Genomic DNA, 17,597 nt, shown 5'->3' with positions numbered 1-17,597 from the left:
TGGCTCGCCGATCGCCGAGCCGGCCGCGTATCGCAAGCAAACCACTCGTCTCGAGAAAGGGCCGATCAGAATGTCCGATGCTGACACCTCACGCCGCATCTTCATGACCCTCGCGGCCGCCGCTCCCGCGGCTCTTGCTCTAGCAAGCGCGGCTTCGGCCCAGACAGCCACGGCCGGCCCAGCCACTCTCCCTGGCGCTGGCAAGGCTGCCGTCGTCACCGGCTCTTCGCGGGGCATCGGTGCTGCCACTGCCAAGCGTCTGGCGCGCGATGGCTTTGCCGTGACCGTAAACTATCTCACGAACCGTGATCTCGCTGCCCGCGTCGTGGCCGACATCAAGGCCGGTGGGGGCCGCGCCATCGTTCGCCAGGGCGACGTCGCTGATCCCGCCGCAGTCAAGGCTCTTTTCGACGCCAATGACCAGGCGTTCGGTGGCGTTGATGTGGTGGTCAACAATGCTGGGATCATGAATGTCGGTCCCTTCGCCCAGATGACGGACTCGGCCTTCGACCGAATGATGGCCACCAATGTCAAAGGCAGCTTCAACGTGCTGCGCGAGGCGGCGCGACGTACGCGTGACGGCGGCCGGATCATCAGCCTGGCCTCAAGCATCATCAAGACGCCACCTCCAGCTACGGCTGCGTATGCCGCCACAAAAAGCGCCCAAGTGCTCTTTTCCAGCGTCCTTGCGAAGGAACTTATCGGTCGCAACATCTCGGTCAACGCGGTAGCGCCTGGCGCCGTCGACACGCAGCTCCTCCGTCAGCACGGCGAAGAAGCGCTCCGCGGGATTCCCGAACAGACCCCCCTCGGTCGCCTGGGCCTTCCGGAAGACATCGCCGGTGTCATCGCGCTTCTCTGCTCGCAGGATGGCGCCTGGATCGACGCCCAAACTATCTTCGCGAATGGCGGGTTGGGGTGACGGAAAACCGCCTGCTGGCCGCAAACTGCCGCATCGCCGTCGCCGCGTCGACAATGACGCGATCGGCGGAGGGTTGAGCGCCTCGAATTCCCAATTTGATATGTCAGAGTCCCTTCCTCTCGCTCCGCGAGAATGTGCAGTGAGGACCAAATGCTCGGTACAGCTGGCCTTTTCGTCCCCGAGATCTGGCCTGGAACCATGCTCCTCGGAGGCTGACGCACAGGCTCTCATTGCTCGCCCATCGATGCCGATCTGCGTAGAGCCGCTGCGCCAACCGCGCCATAAGGCCAGCGCGACGGCGACCTGGTTTCGGAGGCGATCTCGCCCACGATCGCGTGATATTTCGTACGGGCTATACGTTCAGGTGGAAGCACGCCCGCCTCGGACGAGGCCGCAAGATTTCGGATGGCCGCTACTATTCTTTAGCCCTGCAACGGCGATGCTCGGACAGCATAACGCAACAATGTCGATACATCGCGAGGTCGTGAAGAGGCGGTAGCAGGCGCTCGGCTTAACGTTGTCGGTGTGGGTTAACCCCGATTTGGAGAGGTAGGGATAAGGCGCGGTGCCCGCGCCATCGCCGTGCCTGCGAACGAGAGCGATGGACTCAACACCGCACATTGCCGTCATCGATGACAATCGCGAGATCAGGGATCTCGTCGGCCGTTACCTTCAGAAACATGAGTATCGCGTCAGCCTCGTCGAAAGTGCCGCCTCTTTTCGGCGCCTGCTCGACCGCAGCGCCTTCGATCTGGCTGTCCTGGACATCATGATGCCGGGCGAGGACGGTCTCTCGCTCTGCCGGTTCCTGCGTGAGACCACCGACCTGCCGATCATCATGCTCACCGCCTTGGCGGAGGAAACCGACCGCATTGTCGGGCTCGAGTTCGGGGCCGACGACTATCTGTCCAAGCCGTTCAACCCGCGCGAACTGCTGGCGCGGATCAAGGCCGTGCTGCGGCGTGTCCAGACCCTGCCACCGCGCCGCGAGATCAAATCGGCGGAGGTGCGCTTCGATCGCTGGCTGCTCCATACCGGCCGCCGCGAGCTGACGAGCGACGACGGCCTGACGGTGCCGCTCAGCACGGCCGAGTTCCGCCTGCTCAGCACCTTCATCGACCGCGTCGGTCTGGTTCTGAGCCGGGACCAGCTTCTCGACCTCGCGGTCGGCCGCAACGCGGAGCCCTTCGACCGTTCGATCGATAACAGGGTCAGCCGGCTCAGGAAGAAGATCGAACGCGACCCAAAAACACCGACGCTCATCAAGACACATTGGGGCGGTGGTTACTGCTTCAACGCCGAAGTGAGATCGCCATGATCTCGCTGCGCGACACTAATCTCGCGACCCGGCTTGCGATCGTCATGCTGTCCGGCCTTGCCCTGTCACAAGGGGTAAGTGTCCTGCTCTCGCAGCAGGAGCGCGGCGACGTGATGAACCACGCGATGAAGGCCGAGTTTCTCAGCCGCACCGCGCTCGTCGCCGAGCTTCTCGAGGCGACCCCACCCGAGTTCCGGCGCGACATTTTGCGTGCCAGCGACACGACCTATTCGCGCTTCTGGACGAGCAGTCACTTCCCCGCGGACACACGACTCTGGCGACGTGACGCCTATGACCGGCTCAGCGAGCCGCTCGTCTCGATCGCCGGGATAGCGCCAGGGCGCGGGGACGCTTCGAACGAGCGCAACAAAGCACATGCGCTAACTGCAACGTCGACAGCGGAACTTCGCTGGAGCGATCTGCCGGAGCAGGCTTGGCAGCTCTCGCGCGCGGCCAAACTCCTCAAGCTCGACGATGCCCAGGCCATGGGGCTCTCGGTCCAGCTGAAGGACAGATCCTGGCTGAACAGCGTCATCGCCAAGAAGGTGATGACCAGCCTCTGGACCTTCCAGACACTGATCTCACTCGGCGTCGCCGGCCTCGTCTTGACGATCTGCGCGTTGCTGATCGCGCGTGGCATCGCCGGCCCGATGCGCAATCTTGCGACGGCCGCCGAGGCGCTCGGGCGCGGCGAGGCGGTTCGGCCGCTGCCAGAGGTCGGCCCCCGGGATATCCGCCAGACCGCAGCCGCATTCAACGGGATGCGCGAGCGTCTGCAACGCTTCATCGAGGACCGGACGCGTCTGCTGGCGGCGATCGGCCACGATCTGCGCACGCCCATCACCACATTGCGGCTGCGAGCGGAATTCGTGCCGGACGACGAGAACCGCGAGAGAATGCTGGCGACCCTCGACGAGCTGCGCGCCATGACCGAGGCCACCCTGACCTTCGCGCGCGAGGACGCCGCGGAGGAGCCGACCCGAAGCGTCGATGTCGGCGCTCTCGTGGAAAGCCTGTGCGAGGATTTGTCCGAACTCGACCTCGACGTGGCCGTCGCGCAGTCGGCGCCGGTGGTCTGCCGGTGCCGCCCCGACGCGCTGAAGCGCGCCGTGCGCAATCTCGTCGAGAACGCCGTGCGTTACGGCGAGCGCGCCCGTGTCTCCGTGCGTGCCCGCGCCGAGGCGATCGACATCCTCGTCGAGGACGACGGGCCGGGCATACCGGCCGAGGCGATGGAGGCCGTCTTCGCGCCATTCTTCAGATTGGAGACCTCGCGCAACCGCGAGACAGGTGGCATCGGCCTGGGGTTGTCGATCGCCCGCACCATCGCGCGGCACCATGGCGGCAACATCCATTTCACCAATACGGGGACCGGTCTGCTCGCCGTCCTCAGCCTGCCAAATACCGAAGCGCACGATTCTTCGGATTCCCTGCCCATGGACAAGAACGCAGAACCTCGTGGCGGATGGTATCCGTGGCGTCTTCGTCCGCTTCCGGCGGCGGCACCTCGCTCCGGGACGTGAGCTTATCGTCTTCGAAAGCCACGGAAGCCGTGTCGCTGACGAGTGTCCCATCGCCGTTGCGGCCTCCTTCCGGAGCCTCGGTGCCGAGCAGCAGCGCCATCCCGGCGACAGCGGCGACCGTCACCAGATAGCCTGCCCCGACATCGCCCCAGTCAAGCGAGCGTTCCTTCGGATCATAGCCCATCGCTTCCTCCCGTTGCGAGGTTCTGCTCAGACATAGGCCGGCTCGGCTTGCGCTGGCGGAAGCGCTCGCCCAGCGAACGACAGACCACGTAGAAGGCCGGCGTGAAGACGAGGCCGAACAGCGTGACGCCTGCCATCCCCGCGAGCACCGTGACGCCGAGGACGCGGCGCATCTCGGCACCGGCGCCCTCAGCCAAGGCCAGCGGCACGACGCCGAGGATGAAGGCCAGAGAAGTCATCACGATCGGCCGCAACCGCACCTGTGCGGCAGAAGCCGCGGCCTCCTTGATACCGGACCCCTCCGCTTCCGCCTGCCGCGCAAATTCGACGATCAGGATGGAGTTCTTGGCAGCCAGTCCGATCAGGACGACGAAGCCGATCTGAGCGAGGATATTGACATCCATCGCCATGACGAGGATGCCGCTGACCGCGGCCAGCAGGCACAGCGGAACGATCAGCATCACCGAGAGCGGCAGCATCCAGCTCTCGTATTGCGCCGCAATCAGCAGGAAGACGAAGACGATCGATGCCGCGAAGACGAGCAGACCCGTATTTCCGGCGAGTCGCTCCTGCAGGGCCAGTTCGGTCCATTCGAAGCTGTAGCCCTGCGGCAGGAGATCGGTCGCGATCCGCTCCATCCGGTCGAGCGCGCTCGTGGAGGAGGCTCCCGGCGCGGTCGCGCCCTGAACCTCGGCCGCCGCGGCGAGATTGTAGCGCGGCATCCGGTAGGCGCCGGCCTGCTCCTCGAAAGAGGCGACGGAGCTCAGCGGCACCATGGCGCCGCTGTCGCTGCGGGTCTTGAAGCCGGCGATGGTCGCCGGATCCTGGCGGAACGGTCCGTCCGCCTGCGCCCTCACTTGGAAGGTCCGGCCCAGGAAGTTGAAATCATTGACGTAGGACGAGCCGAGATAGACTTCGAGGGTTTCGAAGACACGGTTCGCGGGCACGCCGAGCATCTCGGCCTTGACCCGGTCGATATCGGCATGGAGCTTCGGCGTCGCGGTGTTGAAGGGCGTGAAGACGCGCACCAGTTCGGGGTGACGGGCGGCTTCCGCGACAATGGTCTGAAGCATCGTTTCCAGATCAGCCGGGTTGCCGCCATCGGCATCCCGGACCATCATCTTGAAGCCGCCCGCATTGCCCATGCCGCGCACGGCCGGCGGTTTGATCGGAATCACCCTCGCATCGATGAGGTCGGCCGTCTGGCCCGGCACGGCGGCCAGGATCCGATCGACGTGGAGATTGCGCTGCGCCCGCTCGGCGAAGGGTTTCAACGGCACGAAGGCGACGCCGCTGCTCGACGAGTTGGTGAAGGTCGCGCCGTCGAGTCCTGCGATCGCGACGACATCGGCGACCCCGTCGAGCTTGGTCAAACGGTTCGAGAGTTCCGTCATGACGGTTTCCGTGCGCGACAGCGCTGCTCCCGGCGGGAGCTGGACGGCGACGATGAAATAGCCCTGATCGAGTTCGGGAATGAAGCCGCGCGGCGCGCGGTCGAGCTGATGGGCCGTCAAGGCGAGCAGCCCGGCATAGGGCAGGAGCGCCAGGGCGGCGAAGCGCAGGACGCGCCGGGTCAGGCCGCCATAGCCACGCGCGAGCCGATCGAACCCCGCGTTGAAAGCCGAAAAGGCGCGCGGAATCCAGCCCAGCGGTCCACGCCGCGGCTCGCGGTGCGGCTCGTGCGCTTTCAGCAGGACCGCGCCGAGCGCGGGGCTGAGCGTCAAGGACACGAAGGCCGAGATCGCGGTCGAGGTCGCGATGGTTACCGCGAACTGGCGGAAGAACTGCCCGGAAATGCCCGGCACCAGCGCGGCGGGGACGAAGACCGCCGAGAGCACCAGCGCGATGGCGATCAACGCACCCGAGATCTCGTCCATCGAGCGATGCGCCGCCTCCTTGGGCGAGAGTCCGTCGGCGAGGTGGCGCTCGATGTTCTCGACGACCACGATCGCATCGTCGACCACGATGCCAATGGCCAGCACGAGGCCGAGCAGCGACAGATTGTTCAGCGAGTAGCCAAGCGCCGCCATCACGGCGAAGGTCCCGATCAGCGAGATCGGGATGGCGAGGATCGGTATGATCGCAGCGCGCCAGCTCTGGAGAAAGATGACGACGACCACGACGACGAGCAGGACGGCTTCCAGAAGAGTCACATAGACCGCTTGTACCGACTCCTGAATAAAAAGCGTCGGGTTGAACGGAATGTCGTAGGCGACGCCTTGCGGCATCCGCTCGCCGAGGCGCCGGAACTCGTCAATGACACGCTCGGCCGTCTCCAGCGCGTTCGAGCCCGGCTGCTGCAGCACCTGAATGGGCAGCGAGGGCCGCCCGTTGAAATTCGCGCTCGCCCGATAGGTCTGTGCGGTCAGCTCGACGCGGGCGATGTCCCGGATGCGCGTCACCCTCCCCTGCGGGTCAGTCCGCACCACGATGTCTTCGAACTGCCCGGGATCGGTCAGCCGTCCGACCGCCTCCACATTGAGCTGGAAGGCCCTGTCGGTCGGGACGGGCGGCTGGTTCACCACGCCGGCGGCGACCTGCACATTGCGCGCCCGAAGCGCCGCGACGATCTCTCCCGCCGTCAGGTTCCGGGCGGCGACGCGCTCGGGATCGAGCCACACCACCATCGCGTAATCGCGAGCCGTCGGCATCCGCACGTCGCCCACGCCCGGCACACGCAGCAGCGCGTCCCTGATCCGCAGGGCGGCGTAGTTGGCGAGGTAGAGCTGGTCGCGCGATTCGTCCGGCGAATAGAGCTGCGCCACCATCATGACGTCAGGGGACGTCTTGCGGACCGTCACACCGAGGCGGCGCACCTCTTCCGGCAAGCGCGGCTCGGCCACCGAGACGCGGTTCTGGACCAGGACCTGCGCATCGTCGATATTGGTTCCAGGCCGGAACGTGACGGTGATCGCGAGCTGCCCATCCCCGGTCGCCTGCGAGGACAGGTACAGCATGTTCTCGACGCCGTTGATCTCCTGCTCGACAGGCGCGGCTACGGTGTTGCTGACGACTTCGGCCGACGCCCCCGGATATTGCGCGTTCACCACGATGGTCGGCGGCGCGATCTCGGGATACTGCGCCAGCGGCAGCGTAAAGTAGCCGGCGATTCCGATCAGCACGATCAGGATCGAGAGCACGGTCGCGAAGATGGGATGGTCGATGCAGTAGTGAGGAAGACGCATGGCTCGACCTCCTCAGCCGCCCGTACCGCTGCGGACACCCAGCTCCGCGGCGCGCGGTTGAGCCGGCTCGGCCGGCCTCGCCGTCACGCGCTGTCCAGGCCGGGCGCGCAGAAGCCCGCCAACGACGATGCGGTCCTCCGGCGCAATGCCGCTGCGCACGATGCGCAGACCGTCCTGCTGGCGCGGCCCCAGTTCCACACTCGCGGCGCGAACGGTTCCGTCGTCGCTGACCGCCAACACGATGCGCCGGTTCTGGTCCGTCAGCAGCGCCGTCTCCGGCACCAGCAGGGCTTCGTAGCTGCCAGAGAAAGGCAGGCGCAGCCGGCCGAACTGGCCGGGTGTGAACCGTCCGCCGGCATTGCCGATCCGCGCGCGCGCCCGGATCGTGCCGGCGCCGGCCTCGACCCGGTTGTCGAGGAAGTCGATGACGCCGCCCGCCAGCCAATCGCCGCCGCGCTGCGCCTGCACTTCGACAGGGATCGCCGAGCCGCTCAGGCCCGGCACGTCGCCGCCGGCCGCCGCTGCCTGGTAGGCGAGCATGTCCTGCTCGCTGATGTCGAAGACGAAATAGATCGGGTCGGTAGCGACGAGCGTGGTCAGGATGGCTCCGTCGCTAACCAGCCCGCCGACATCCAGCCGGCGGTTCGAGACCCGGCCCGCGAAGGGCGCCCGCACTTCCGTGAACCGGAGTTCGATCTGCGCGCGTTCGACGGCCGCCTCGGCGAGATCGCGGGCCGCGGCCGCAGCCCTCTGCTGCTGGCGCCGCTGATCGAGAGCCGCCTGGGAACCCGCATTGGTCGATATCAGCTGCTCGGCGCGCTTCAATTCGAGGTCAGCGAGCTCGATCTGGGCCACGGCGCTTGCGAGCCGAGCGCGTGCCTCGTCGAGCCCGGCGCGGTAAGGAGCCGGATCGATGGTGAAAAGCAGTTGTCCGGCCTGGACAAGATCGCCATCGGCGAAGGCGATCGACTGCAGATGGCCGTTGGCACGGGCCCTGATCTCGATCGCCGCACTCGGCTCGAAACGCCCCGCGAATTCGCGGGTCTCGACGATCCTGCGCGATGTCGGAGATGCCACGGTCACGACCGGAGGATTATTCTGGCGAGCCTGAGCCCTCGCCTCCGTGCCAGCCGTTTCAGGGCCGTGCCACAGGATGCCCAGAGCGACGAGAAGAGCGCCTGCGAGGACTGCTCCGATAACGAGCCTTGATCGGCCAAACATGGATTTCATACCTCGGCTGTTCGAATAATGGCCTCGGGAAGCTGAGCCCTATTCCAGGTCCAGCCATGCCGGCGGCGCCACGCAGACGGCCGGCGCCACGGTCGCCGCGCGGCGACATCCGGCGCCGAGGCTCTCTCGTGCGGTCCAGGTCCGTGACCTCTCGGCCGTACAGACCTGGCTCGTCGTCCCCGATCGGGTTGATCCGGGCTGATCGGCCGCGGCCGCACCCGAAATCGCCGAGAACTGACATGCGGCGAAGACCAGACATGCCGCGAAAGCCGCGCGATGTGTCATTGACTGCCCTCTTAGAAGAGAGCCGGAACAGTAACGGGTCGGATGTCGCAAGATTTCGGCGTCTCGGCGCAAGAACTGTAACGACACGTCCCGAATTTGCGGGTTGCGACAATCTGATACAAATCTCGATACACAGATCCGCGAACTGGACGAGGGGGCAAGCCCGATCGCTGCGCCGGCTTCATTCGCCGCGCTCCGCGGATAAGGGAATTGCTTGTTCCACTGGCGGCTATCGCCGTGCCGTTCTTATGCGGCGCATCGTCACGACCCGTCGGCTGGACCGCGATAGCGCACGTGATCGATCAGCGCCCGCAGCTTGGGCGGAAGGTTCCGACGAGCCGCGAAATACAGGAAGTAGCCCGGAAATGCCGGCAGGTACTGCTCCAGAAGCGGCACGAGTTCGCCCCGCTGGATGTAAGGCCTGAAGATCTCTTCCGGGCTGAAGGTCAGCCCTCCGCCGGCGCATGCCGTGCGGACATGATCCAAATGTCCTTGGTCGTTATCCGAGGGTTCACGGCGACGTCGAACTCGTGGCCTTGCTTTTCGAACTCCCAGCGATAGGGGGCTCTGTCGGGAGCCGGCGCCAGCCGATACAGCAGTGCTGCGGAAGCTCGGAGGGATGCGACGGCGCCTCGAAGCGCTTGAGATGGCTGGGCGCGGCCACGACGAGCTGACGCTGCTCGGCTGACACCGGCACAGCGATCATGTCCTGCTCGATTGTCCTAAACCCAGTTAGGCTATTGATCTAGCTGAGTTTTTTCTTGCTTGTCGCGCAAGAAGCCGACCCTCGGACGGTCAAAATCTTACGGTGTTGATTTTAAAGGGAAAATCGAGCAAAAAATATTTTGCGCGGTTTCGGTATCTATCGAGATCGATCGCCTCTCGAAACCGATTTTCGGCCGTTTGGCGCCACTCTGCAGTCCACCGAAAAGTACCGTCATTCCCCATAGCAGACTTCACGCACCTGATCGGGAACTCCTTCCCTTGGGGCTTGGTCCCCGCAGGCGGGGCTTGCGTGCGTCAACACAGGGCCTTGCTGGGAGCGGGCACGGGCACGTTTGGCCGCCCCCAGTAGGGCTATAAAAATTGTAATCTTCGTGCTACATATCCAGACAGTCTGTAGTGCGAAGGTAGCAAATGCCTACTCCACATACCCCTCCCGCGGCCGTGCGCCGCGCCCTGCGGAAGCTCGGCGCGGATATCCACGACGCCCGCCGTCGCCGCAAGCTGCCTATGGCGGTCGTGGCGGAGCGTGCTTTCACGTCGCGCTCGACCCTGCAGAGGGTCGAGGCTGGCGACACCAATGTCAGCATCGGCATCTATGCCGGCGTCCTTCAGGCCCTCGGTCTACTCGAAGCGCTGGGCCAAATCGCCGACATCAGCAACGACAGCGTCGGACAGGCGCTGGCCAGTGCCGATCTGCCCAAGCACGTTCATCTCAAGCGGCCAACCGGATCGTCCCGCGATGGCTGACTTCGAGGTGCACATCGATCTGCACGGTCGCACGCGCCCAATCGGATTGGCGAGGAGCAATCGCGTCCGCGGCGCAGAAACCATTCTCTTCGAGTACGACGGTCCATGGCTTTCGGATCCGGATCGCTTCTCGCTGGAGCCAGCACTTGCATTGACGCGCGGCGCGTTCGCTCCTCCTGCTGGCCTTGCGACCTTCGGCTCAATCGGCGACTCCGCGCCAGATACGTGGGGCCGCCGCCTCATGCAGCGCGCCGAGCGTCGCTTCGCTGCCCGCGAGGGCCGCGCAGTCCGAACGCTCGCGGAAAGTGACTACCTGCTCGGGGTCGCAGATGAGACGCGACTCGGCGCGTTACGGTTTCGCTGGGTCGGCGAAGAGGCCTTCCAGGCGCCGATGAGGGCCGGCGTGCCGGCCCTCATCGCGCTTGGCCGTCTGCTTCAGATCACCGAGCGAATTCTCCGGGACGAGGAAACGGACGAAGACCTTCAACTGATCTTCGCGCCCGGCTCCTCCCTCGGCGGTGCGCGGCCGAAGACCTCGGTCATCGACCAACATGGCCATCTCTCCATCGCCAAGTTTCCGAAGGAGACCGACGACTACAGCATGGAAACCTGGGAGGAGATCGCGCTGCGGCTTGCCGGCCAAGCCGGCATCGCTACCCCACAACACGAACTTGTCGAAGTCGCCGGCAAGTCGGTGATGCTATCACGACGCTTCGATCGCGATGGCGCCATCCGCATCCCGTTCCTGTCTGCCATGGCGATGATGGGCGCTCGGGACGGCGAGCGTGGCAGCTATCCCGAGATCGTCGACGCCCTGGCTCAGCATGGCGCGCAGGGAAAGACGGACGCCCACGCACTCTATCGGCGTGTCGCCTTCAATGTGCTGATCTCCAATGTCGACGATCATCTGCGCAACCACGGTTTTCTCTGGCTCGGCAAGGCGGGGTGGTCCCTCTCGCCCGCCTATGACCTCAATCCGGTGCCCACCGATCTCAAGGCGCGCGTGCTGACAACGAACATCGACCTCGACGAGGGCACCTGCTCGCTCGATCTGCTCGAACAAGCGTCGGAATATTTCGCGCTCACGCTGGCGCAGGCCCGAACGATCATCAAAGAGGTCGCGACCGTGACCGCGACATGGCGCGAGACCGCGAAGGCCGTCGGCGCCCGGTCGGCCGAGATCACCCGCATGGCCAGCGCCTTCGAGCACGACGATCTCGCGCGGGCGCTGGCGCTATGACGAGGACCTTCTTTCATAGCTTCGATCCGCCAGCCTCAAGCCCGGTCTCCGGGGCCACCGTCGATCTGGAAGTCTCCGAGATTGAGGATGCCGGTATCCGGGAGGTGCTGCAGACGCCGGGCGCGACCTATGGCGCCTGGTCCATTCTCGATGCGCTGCTGACGCCGACCGGCGCAGGCACGCCGTTCGTCTTCAGGGAGCCGCTCGGTCAAGCACGGGAAGTCAGCGCCTGCTGTCGCACAAACTGGCGCCCTATCAGCTTTGCTGCCTGGCATCACCGGCCATCCTCAAGGCTGTACGAGCCGTCCGGCGGCGAAGTCGCGCGCGAGCGCGATGAAGGCCTGAAAGGCTGCCGAGGAGTTGCGCCGATTTGCGTAGTATAGGCAAAGCGGCGCGAGCGGCGGCGTCCAGTCCTCAAGAATTCGAATGAGCCGACCTGCCGCGATGTCCTCACGGACATCGCCTTCCATGAAGTAGCCGATGCCCACACCGTTCATCGCGGCGATACGGGCCAGAGAGGCTTCGTCGAGGGTGATCGGGCCATCGACATCGAGCTTCAGCTCTTCGCCGTCCTTCTCGAACCGCCACCGGAGCAATGCGCCGTAGGGAAGGCGCCCGCGAAGACAGGGATAGGCGAGCAACTCCTGCGGCACTTTGGGGATAGGTTTGTGTTCGAAGAATGCCGGGGATGCTGCGGCTGCAATGCGTCGTTCCCGACCTAGCGGGATGGCAATTGCATCGCTCGGCACCAGATCTCTGCTGCGTACGCCCAGATCGAAGCCCGCTGCCACGACATCGACAAGCCGCCCTTCGGTGACGATGTCGATATGCACCTGCGGATAGCGTTCCAGGTAGGTCAGAACTAACGGCACCATGATCTCGCGCGCGCACCTCCGACGTCGGACCATAGAGCCGGCGAACTTTCAGAGAATGCCTCTTTTATCGGAACGCCGCCGCACGGAACCACGCCGTCTTTCCGGCGCAGTCCGCAGGACTGAGCCCGGAACCCAGAACCAATGGGCGGCAGAGGCAATACTCCCGCGCGGCGCAGCCTTTCCGGAGCCGGCATCGGTTCTGGATTCCGGGCCCTTCGCTGCGCGAAGCCCCGGAATGACCTGACTTCCATAAAAAATCAGCGCGTTCGACGGTTGCGCCTCACACATTGCCCGGAAGTCCGCTGAGGAGCTTTTCCGACGTGATCGGAAAGTCGAACACGCGCACGCCGGTAGCGTTGAACACCGCATTCGCGATCGCTGCCCCCGTGCCGCACACGCCGAGCTCGCCGACGCCCTTCATGCCGAGAGGGTTGGCCTTGTCGTCGAAGTCGTCGAGGAACACGCCTTCGATCGACGGAATGTCGGCGTGGACCGGCACGAGGTACTCGGCGAGATCACCGTTGACGACGTTTCCGTAGCGGGGATCGACATGAGCGCCTTCGTGCAGGGCCGAGCTCACCCCCCAGATCATGCCGCCGATCAGCTGCGAATGAGCCGTCTTGGGATTGATGATCCGGCCGGCGGCGAAGACGCCGACCATGCGGCGCAGGCGCACCTCTCCCGTCGTGACGCTCACCGCCACCTCCGCGAAACTCGCCCCATAGGTGTGCTGGGAATAATTCTTGTAGTTGGGATCATCCGCCATTCCCACCAAGGACCCCTCCCCTTCGACACCCTCCGGGAACCGCCTCGCGATCTCGTCGACGAGACCGGCGGTCGTCGCTCCCGCGACATGCGCCGTCCCGAACACCTTTGCCTTGAGGGCCTCGCAGGCGCGGTGGACGGCGTTGCTGGAATTGGCAGCCCCCCAGGAGCCGCCGGAACCGGGACTGGGCGGGAGGCCGGTCCGGGCCAGTTCCACCGTCACCATGCGATATGGAACGCTCAGGGCCTCTGCCGCGACCTGGCCGAGGATCGTATAGGTTCCCGTGCCGATATCGGTCATGTCGGATCGCACGATGACGCTTCCGTCCCGCTCCATGCGGACCACGGCCCGCGTGGCGCCCTGGAAGTGCATGCGGATCGCCGCGGCCATGCCGAGCCCGATCAGCTCGTCGCCCTCTCGGCGCGAAGCGGGGACCGCCGAACGTGCGGACCAGCCGAAACGCCTTGCGCCTTCCCGGTAGCACTCGACCATCCTTCGACCGTTGAACGGCACGTTCTTTTCGGGATCCTGCTCGGGCTCGTTGCGGATCCTCAGCTCGACCGGGTCGAGGCCCAGCTCGTGCGCGAGCTGGTCCACGGCCGACTCCACGGCCAGAAGTCCCGGAGCCTCCCCGGGCGCGCGGACGGCCTCGCCGAACCCGACATCCAGATTGGTGACGCGGTGCCGGGTGAGACGGTTGGGGGCGGCATAGAGCGAACGCATGATCGTCGCGGTCTGCTCGACGAACAATTCCCGCTCGGTCCCTTGCATGTTGACGTCATGGCCGATGCCCATGAGCCGTCCGTCCCGCGAGGCGGCAAGACGCACGCGCTGGATCGTCTCCGGCCGGCGCCCGACCGTCGTGAAGACCTGCCGCCGGGTCTGGGCGACCTTGACGGGCCGGCGCAGCTCGCGCGCGGCCAGCGCCGCGAAGACGGCTTCCTCGTGAATGCGGAGCTTCGAGCCGAAGCCGCCGCCGACGAAGCGGGCGTCGACATGGACCCGCTCCGGCGCGATCCGGAGCGTGCGCGCCAGGGCGAGCCGCGCTCCGCCGATGATCTGCAAGGCGGCACGGATGTGCAGATTGTCACCGATCCAGTGAGCCAGGCAGGCCTGCGGCTCCATCGGCTGCGCGAAATGCGCAGGCGTGGTGTAGGTGTGATCGATCGTGACCGGCGCCTCCGCCATGGCGCGCTCCAGGTCGCCCAGCGTGGAGTCGGTCGCGAGCCCGACATTGGCGGTGCGGGGAGCGTAGGCGCGGTCGGCGTGAGAGGCGAGGTCGAAGGCCCCGCGCTCCGTCGCATAGGAGACCTCGATGAGCCCGGCCGCGGCCCTCGCCTCCTCGAACGTCTCGGCGACGACGAGCGCCACCGGCTGGCCGAAGAACGTGATCCGGTCGCTCTCGAGCACCGGCCAGGCTCGCCCGAACCCCTCGGGCGAGCTGCCGTTGCGTGGCCCCTGCCTGGCGACATTCGCGTGGGTCAGCACGAGGAGAACAGCCGGCGCTCGCTCGGCCGCGCCGGTATCGATCCGGGTGATGCGGCCTTTGGCGATACCGGCCGCGAGCATGAAGCCCACGGCGGCCCGGCCGAAATCGTCGCGCTCATAGGCGTATTGCGCGGCGCCCGTGACCTTGCTGATCCCGTCGACGCGGTTGATGGCTTGCCCGATCATGTCTTACCCTTTCGCGGCTTCGGCCATGGCCGCCGAGACGAGGCGACGTGCGATCGTCAGCTTGAAGGCGTTGTGCTTCGTCGGCCGAGCCCCGGCCAGCGCGGCGTCCGCGACCGCGTTCGGTCCGCGACCGGCCTCCAGCTCGGCCGCCTCGACCCGCCACGGCTTGGGCGCGAGCCCGCCGAATGCGAACCGTCCCAGCGTCGCGGTCTCGCCGCGTCCCCTAACGATCGCGGCAAGCGAGACCGTCGCGAAGGCGTAGGAGGTGCGATCCCGGACCTTTCGATAGATGTGCAGGCCCCGAACCGGGGCAGGCAGCGTCACGGCGGTGATCAGCTCGCCCGGACGAAGTGTCGTCTCGCGCGACGGCTCATCTCCCGGCAGTCGGTGCAGATCGGCGATCGGAATCGAGCGGCCGGAACCGTCGGGCTGGACCGTCTCGACCGATGCGTCGAGTACCCGCATCGCGACGGCCATGTCCGACGGATGAACGGCGATGCAGGCCGTGCTCGCACCCAATACGGCGTTGGACCGGCTCAGGCCTTCCAGAGCGCTGCATCCGGCCCCCGGCGAACGTTTGTTGCAAGGCATCGCCGTCTCGTAGAAATACGGGCAGCGCGTCCGCTGAAGCAGGTTTCCGGCGGTCGTTGCCTTGTTGCGCAACTGGCCGGACGCCCCCGCCAGTAGCGCCCGGGAGAGGACGGCGTAGTCGCGCCGCACGCACGGATCGGCTGCGAGGTCGGCATTGGATACCAGCGCGCCGATTCTCAGGCCCCCGCCGGTCGTCGGCTCGATCCTGTCGAGGCCGATCCTGGTGACGTCTACGAGATGGGTCGGCGTCTCGATCTCGAGCTTCATCAGGTCGAGCAGGTTCGTGCCGCCCGCGATGAACTTGGCGCCCGGCCGCGCGGCCACGGCCTTGGCGGCCTCGGCCGGGCTGTTGGCCCGCTCATAGGTGAAGGGTCTCATATCCGCTCTCCGGCTGCGTCGCGAATGGCGGCCACGATGTTGGGATAGGCGGCGCAGCGGCAGATGTTGCCGCTCATCCGCTCCCGGATCTCGGCGTCCGTCAGCTCGACCTTTCCCGCGAGATCGGCCGTGACGTGGCTTGGAGCGCCCCGCCTGGCCTCCTCGATGATCGCTGCCGCCGACATGATCTGGCCCGGCGTGCAGTAACCGCACTGGAATCCGTCGCGCTCGATGAAGGCCCGCTGCAGGGGATGAAGCGCGTCGGCAGTGCCCATGCCTTCGATGGTCGTGACGGCGTCGCCCTCGTGCATGACCGCGAGCGTCAGGCAACTGTTCACGCGCCGGCCGTTGACGAGGATGGTACAGGCGCCGCATTGGCCCTGGTCGCAGCCCTTCTTTGTGCCCGTGAGACCGAGATGCTCGCGCAGGCCATCCAGCAGCGTCGTCCGCGCATCCGCCGTCAGGGTCGCGGGACGACCGTTGACCGTCAGGCGGGTCGTGGCAGGCGGATGTCGCGGAGCGGCCGGACTGCCTTGCGCCAGGACGGCGGTGGGGCCTGCTGCTGCCACCATGCCGAGAGCCGCAGAGGAGACGAGAACCGTTCGACGGTCGACGTGACGTCCAGTCATGCGTTCGTTCCTTTCAATAAGGGGATGTCGCAGGGGCCGACGGCTCGCCACGAGCGCGGGTTTCGCATTCCGCAACTGAGCATCAGCCGTCGACAGTTCATCGGCACGCAACGAGGTGCCGTATCGGCGATGATGGCTCGCGCCCGCCCGAAGCCTGCCGGGCGCGGGTTCGACTCGGTTACCGGACGCGCCGGAACACCATCCCGCCATGATGCAGCGTGTTCTCGTCGACGAACTCGCCATCGGCGGTGAAGCCCGTGTCGTCCCAGTAGTCGATATGGCTGCCGCGGACCTCATAGCGTCCGCGATAGGCGCTTTCTCTGGTTCCGCGCGCCTCATCGTAACGCCCGTTGGGCAGAAGCTCGTGACGGATATGGCCGTCGGGCGTGACCCACATGCCGACATACGGGTGGGATTGCGCGGATTGCTGGCGCCTGGTTTCAGAAGTCATCTGTGCTGTGGCCTCCGCGCTCGGCATGAGCGTCACGCCGGCGATCAATGAGAGTGCGGGCAGTCGAAGCGCTTTCACGTTGGTCTCCTGCGGCTTTCCGATCGGAGCAACGCGTGCCGGCCCTGCCCCGTGAGTTCGACTCTCAGGCCAGAGGCGCGAACCGCGGGGCGTTTCGAAGAGGCCCGGCCTTTCCGTGCTGCTCGATCGATTTCGACATTGGGAGGAAATTAAGGGCCTGCCATTGTCGCGATAAGCCGGCGATACCTTACCTCGTCGGAAAGCCGAACTAACCAATGTCTCGCCACCCGAGGGGGCCGACGTTTCCTCGCGTCGATCCGGCGAAGCAGGCTTCGGACGCGACTTGTCCCATCTCAAAACGAGCCGACGTCTGGTCATTCGATCGCCCCGCATTATGCTGGATCGCATGCCAGATCCGACTGACGATGAACTCGCCAAGCTGGGCGCCGCGTTCGACGCCTTCGCGCGCCGCTACAAGCTGGCGGATGCGCTCGGTTCGGAAACCATGCTGAACGAGCTGGACAAGCAAGCGCTGCTCTACGTGTCCGATCACCCCGGCTGCGGACCGACCGATGTCGGCCGTTTCCTCGGCGTCCCGATCACGACGATCTCGTCGGCCACCGACAGATTAGTCAAACGAGGTCTGCTGCAGCGGACTCGGATGGAAACCGATCGGCGCGCCGTAGCCCTTGAATTGTCGGAGGCCGGAACAGAACGCGTTGCTGGCCTGCTGGCCGCTCATCGCGCGCTATACCGCCGCATGCTCGAGCCTTTGTCTCCGAGCGAGCGCGAGAGCCTGATCAGAATCGTTACAAAAATCATTTCCTCCGAAGATTGAATAATCCGAATCTCGTCA

General features: G+C 65.7%; 13 protein-coding genes and 1 pseudogene. 6 read left to right on the top strand and 8 right to left on the bottom strand.

All coding sequences use genetic code 11. From position 1 onward, the window contains the following. The first annotated feature begins 70 nt into the window (after positions 1–70). The 3 genes from GGC47_RS21980 (at position 71) to GGC47_RS21970 (ending at position 3,763) form a co-directional block, all read left to right on the top strand. Positions 71–922 carry an SDR family oxidoreductase gene (locus GGC47_RS21980; RefSeq protein ID WP_113253879.1) on the top strand — a complete coding sequence of 284 codons (852 nt, stop codon included), beginning with the start codon at positions 71–73 and terminating at the stop codon, positions 920–922. Positions 923–1,523: 601 nt separating this feature from the next. Then, on the top strand, positions 1,524–2,240 hold the full coding sequence (locus GGC47_RS21975; protein ID WP_113253877.1) for a response regulator: 717 nt from the start codon (positions 1,524–1,526) through the stop codon (positions 2,238–2,240). After that, positions 2,237–3,763: a sensor histidine kinase gene (locus tag GGC47_RS21970; RefSeq protein ID WP_429068731.1), complete on the top strand. Its 1,527-nt coding sequence runs from the start codon at positions 2,237–2,239 to the stop codon at positions 3,761–3,763. Before GGC47_RS21975 ends, GGC47_RS21970 begins: the two co-directional genes overlap by 4 nt. A gap of 173 nt (positions 3,764–3,936) precedes the next feature. Here GGC47_RS21970 and GGC47_RS21965 read toward each other — a convergent pair whose 3' ends face one another. The 3 genes and pseudogenes from GGC47_RS21965 to GGC47_RS21955 all read right to left on the bottom strand — a co-directional run. After that, positions 3,937–7,131 carry an efflux RND transporter permease subunit gene (locus GGC47_RS21965; RefSeq protein WP_429068730.1) on the bottom strand — a complete coding sequence of 1,065 codons (3,195 nt, stop codon included), beginning with the start codon at positions 7,129–7,131 and terminating at the stop codon, positions 3,937–3,939. Positions 7,132–7,143: 12 nt separating this feature from the next. Further along, the gene (locus GGC47_RS21960; RefSeq protein WP_429068728.1) at positions 7,144–8,214 is read right to left on the bottom strand and encodes an efflux RND transporter periplasmic adaptor subunit; all 1,071 of its coding nucleotides are present in this window, start codon (positions 8,212–8,214) and stop codon (positions 7,144–7,146) included. Between the two features lie 693 nt (positions 8,215–8,907). Then, positions 8,908–9,364: pseudogene (locus tag GGC47_RS21955) on the bottom strand (LysR substrate-binding domain-containing protein); the annotation flags it as partial. Positions 9,365–9,783: 419 nt separating this feature from the next. Between GGC47_RS21955 and GGC47_RS21950 the strand changes: the two are divergent. Both GGC47_RS21950 and GGC47_RS21945 read left to right on the top strand, forming a co-directional pair. Continuing rightward, a complete protein-coding gene (locus GGC47_RS21950) occupies positions 9,784–10,119 on the top strand; it encodes a helix-turn-helix domain-containing protein (protein WP_142021393.1) in 336 nt (111 codons plus the stop codon). Next, complete coding sequence (locus tag GGC47_RS21945; RefSeq protein ID WP_429068726.1) at positions 10,112–11,359, top strand: type II toxin-antitoxin system HipA family toxin; 1,248 nt, start codon at positions 10,112–10,114, stop codon at positions 11,357–11,359. The genes GGC47_RS21950 and GGC47_RS21945 overlap by 8 nt, the downstream gene beginning before the upstream one ends. Before the next feature lie 287 nt (positions 11,360–11,646). On the opposite strand, the gene GGC47_RS21940 is transcribed toward GGC47_RS21945, so the two are convergent. From GGC47_RS21940 to GGC47_RS21920, 5 genes are all read right to left on the bottom strand, one after another. Beyond that, positions 11,647–12,234, bottom strand: a complete 588-nt coding sequence (locus tag GGC47_RS21940) for a LysR substrate-binding domain-containing protein (protein WP_429068725.1) — start codon at positions 12,232–12,234, stop codon at positions 11,647–11,649. Between the two features lie 280 nt (positions 12,235–12,514). Then, on the bottom strand, positions 12,515–14,674 hold the full coding sequence (locus tag GGC47_RS21935) for a xanthine dehydrogenase family protein molybdopterin-binding subunit (RefSeq protein WP_429068723.1): 2,160 nt from the start codon (positions 14,672–14,674) through the stop codon (positions 12,515–12,517). 3 nt (positions 14,675–14,677) lie between these two features. Next, positions 14,678–15,643, bottom strand: a complete 966-nt coding sequence (locus GGC47_RS21930; protein WP_429068722.1) for an FAD binding domain-containing protein — start codon at positions 15,641–15,643, stop codon at positions 14,678–14,680. Further along, on the bottom strand, positions 15,640–16,272 hold the full coding sequence (locus GGC47_RS21925) for a 2Fe-2S iron-sulfur cluster-binding protein (RefSeq protein ID WP_429069031.1): 633 nt from the start codon (positions 16,270–16,272) through the stop codon (positions 15,640–15,642). Before GGC47_RS21925 ends, GGC47_RS21930 begins: the two co-directional genes overlap by 4 nt. Before the next feature lie 178 nt (positions 16,273–16,450). Next, positions 16,451–16,750, bottom strand: a complete 300-nt coding sequence (locus GGC47_RS21920) for an Atu4866 domain-containing protein (protein ID WP_429069028.1) — start codon at positions 16,748–16,750, stop codon at positions 16,451–16,453. Positions 16,751–17,147: 397 nt separating this feature from the next. Between GGC47_RS21920 and GGC47_RS21915 the strand changes: the two genes are divergently transcribed. Then, a complete protein-coding gene (locus GGC47_RS21915; RefSeq protein ID WP_429068720.1) occupies positions 17,148–17,579 on the top strand; it encodes a MarR family winged helix-turn-helix transcriptional regulator in 432 nt (143 codons plus the stop codon). Positions 17,580–17,597 lie beyond the last annotated feature (18 nt).

The organism is Allobosea sp. OAE752 (assembly GCF_050433265.1).
GTDB classification, from domain to species: domain Bacteria; phylum Pseudomonadota; class Alphaproteobacteria; order Rhizobiales; family Beijerinckiaceae; genus Allobosea; species Allobosea spartocytisi.
This window is presented reverse-complemented; position numbering and strand designations above follow the sequence as displayed.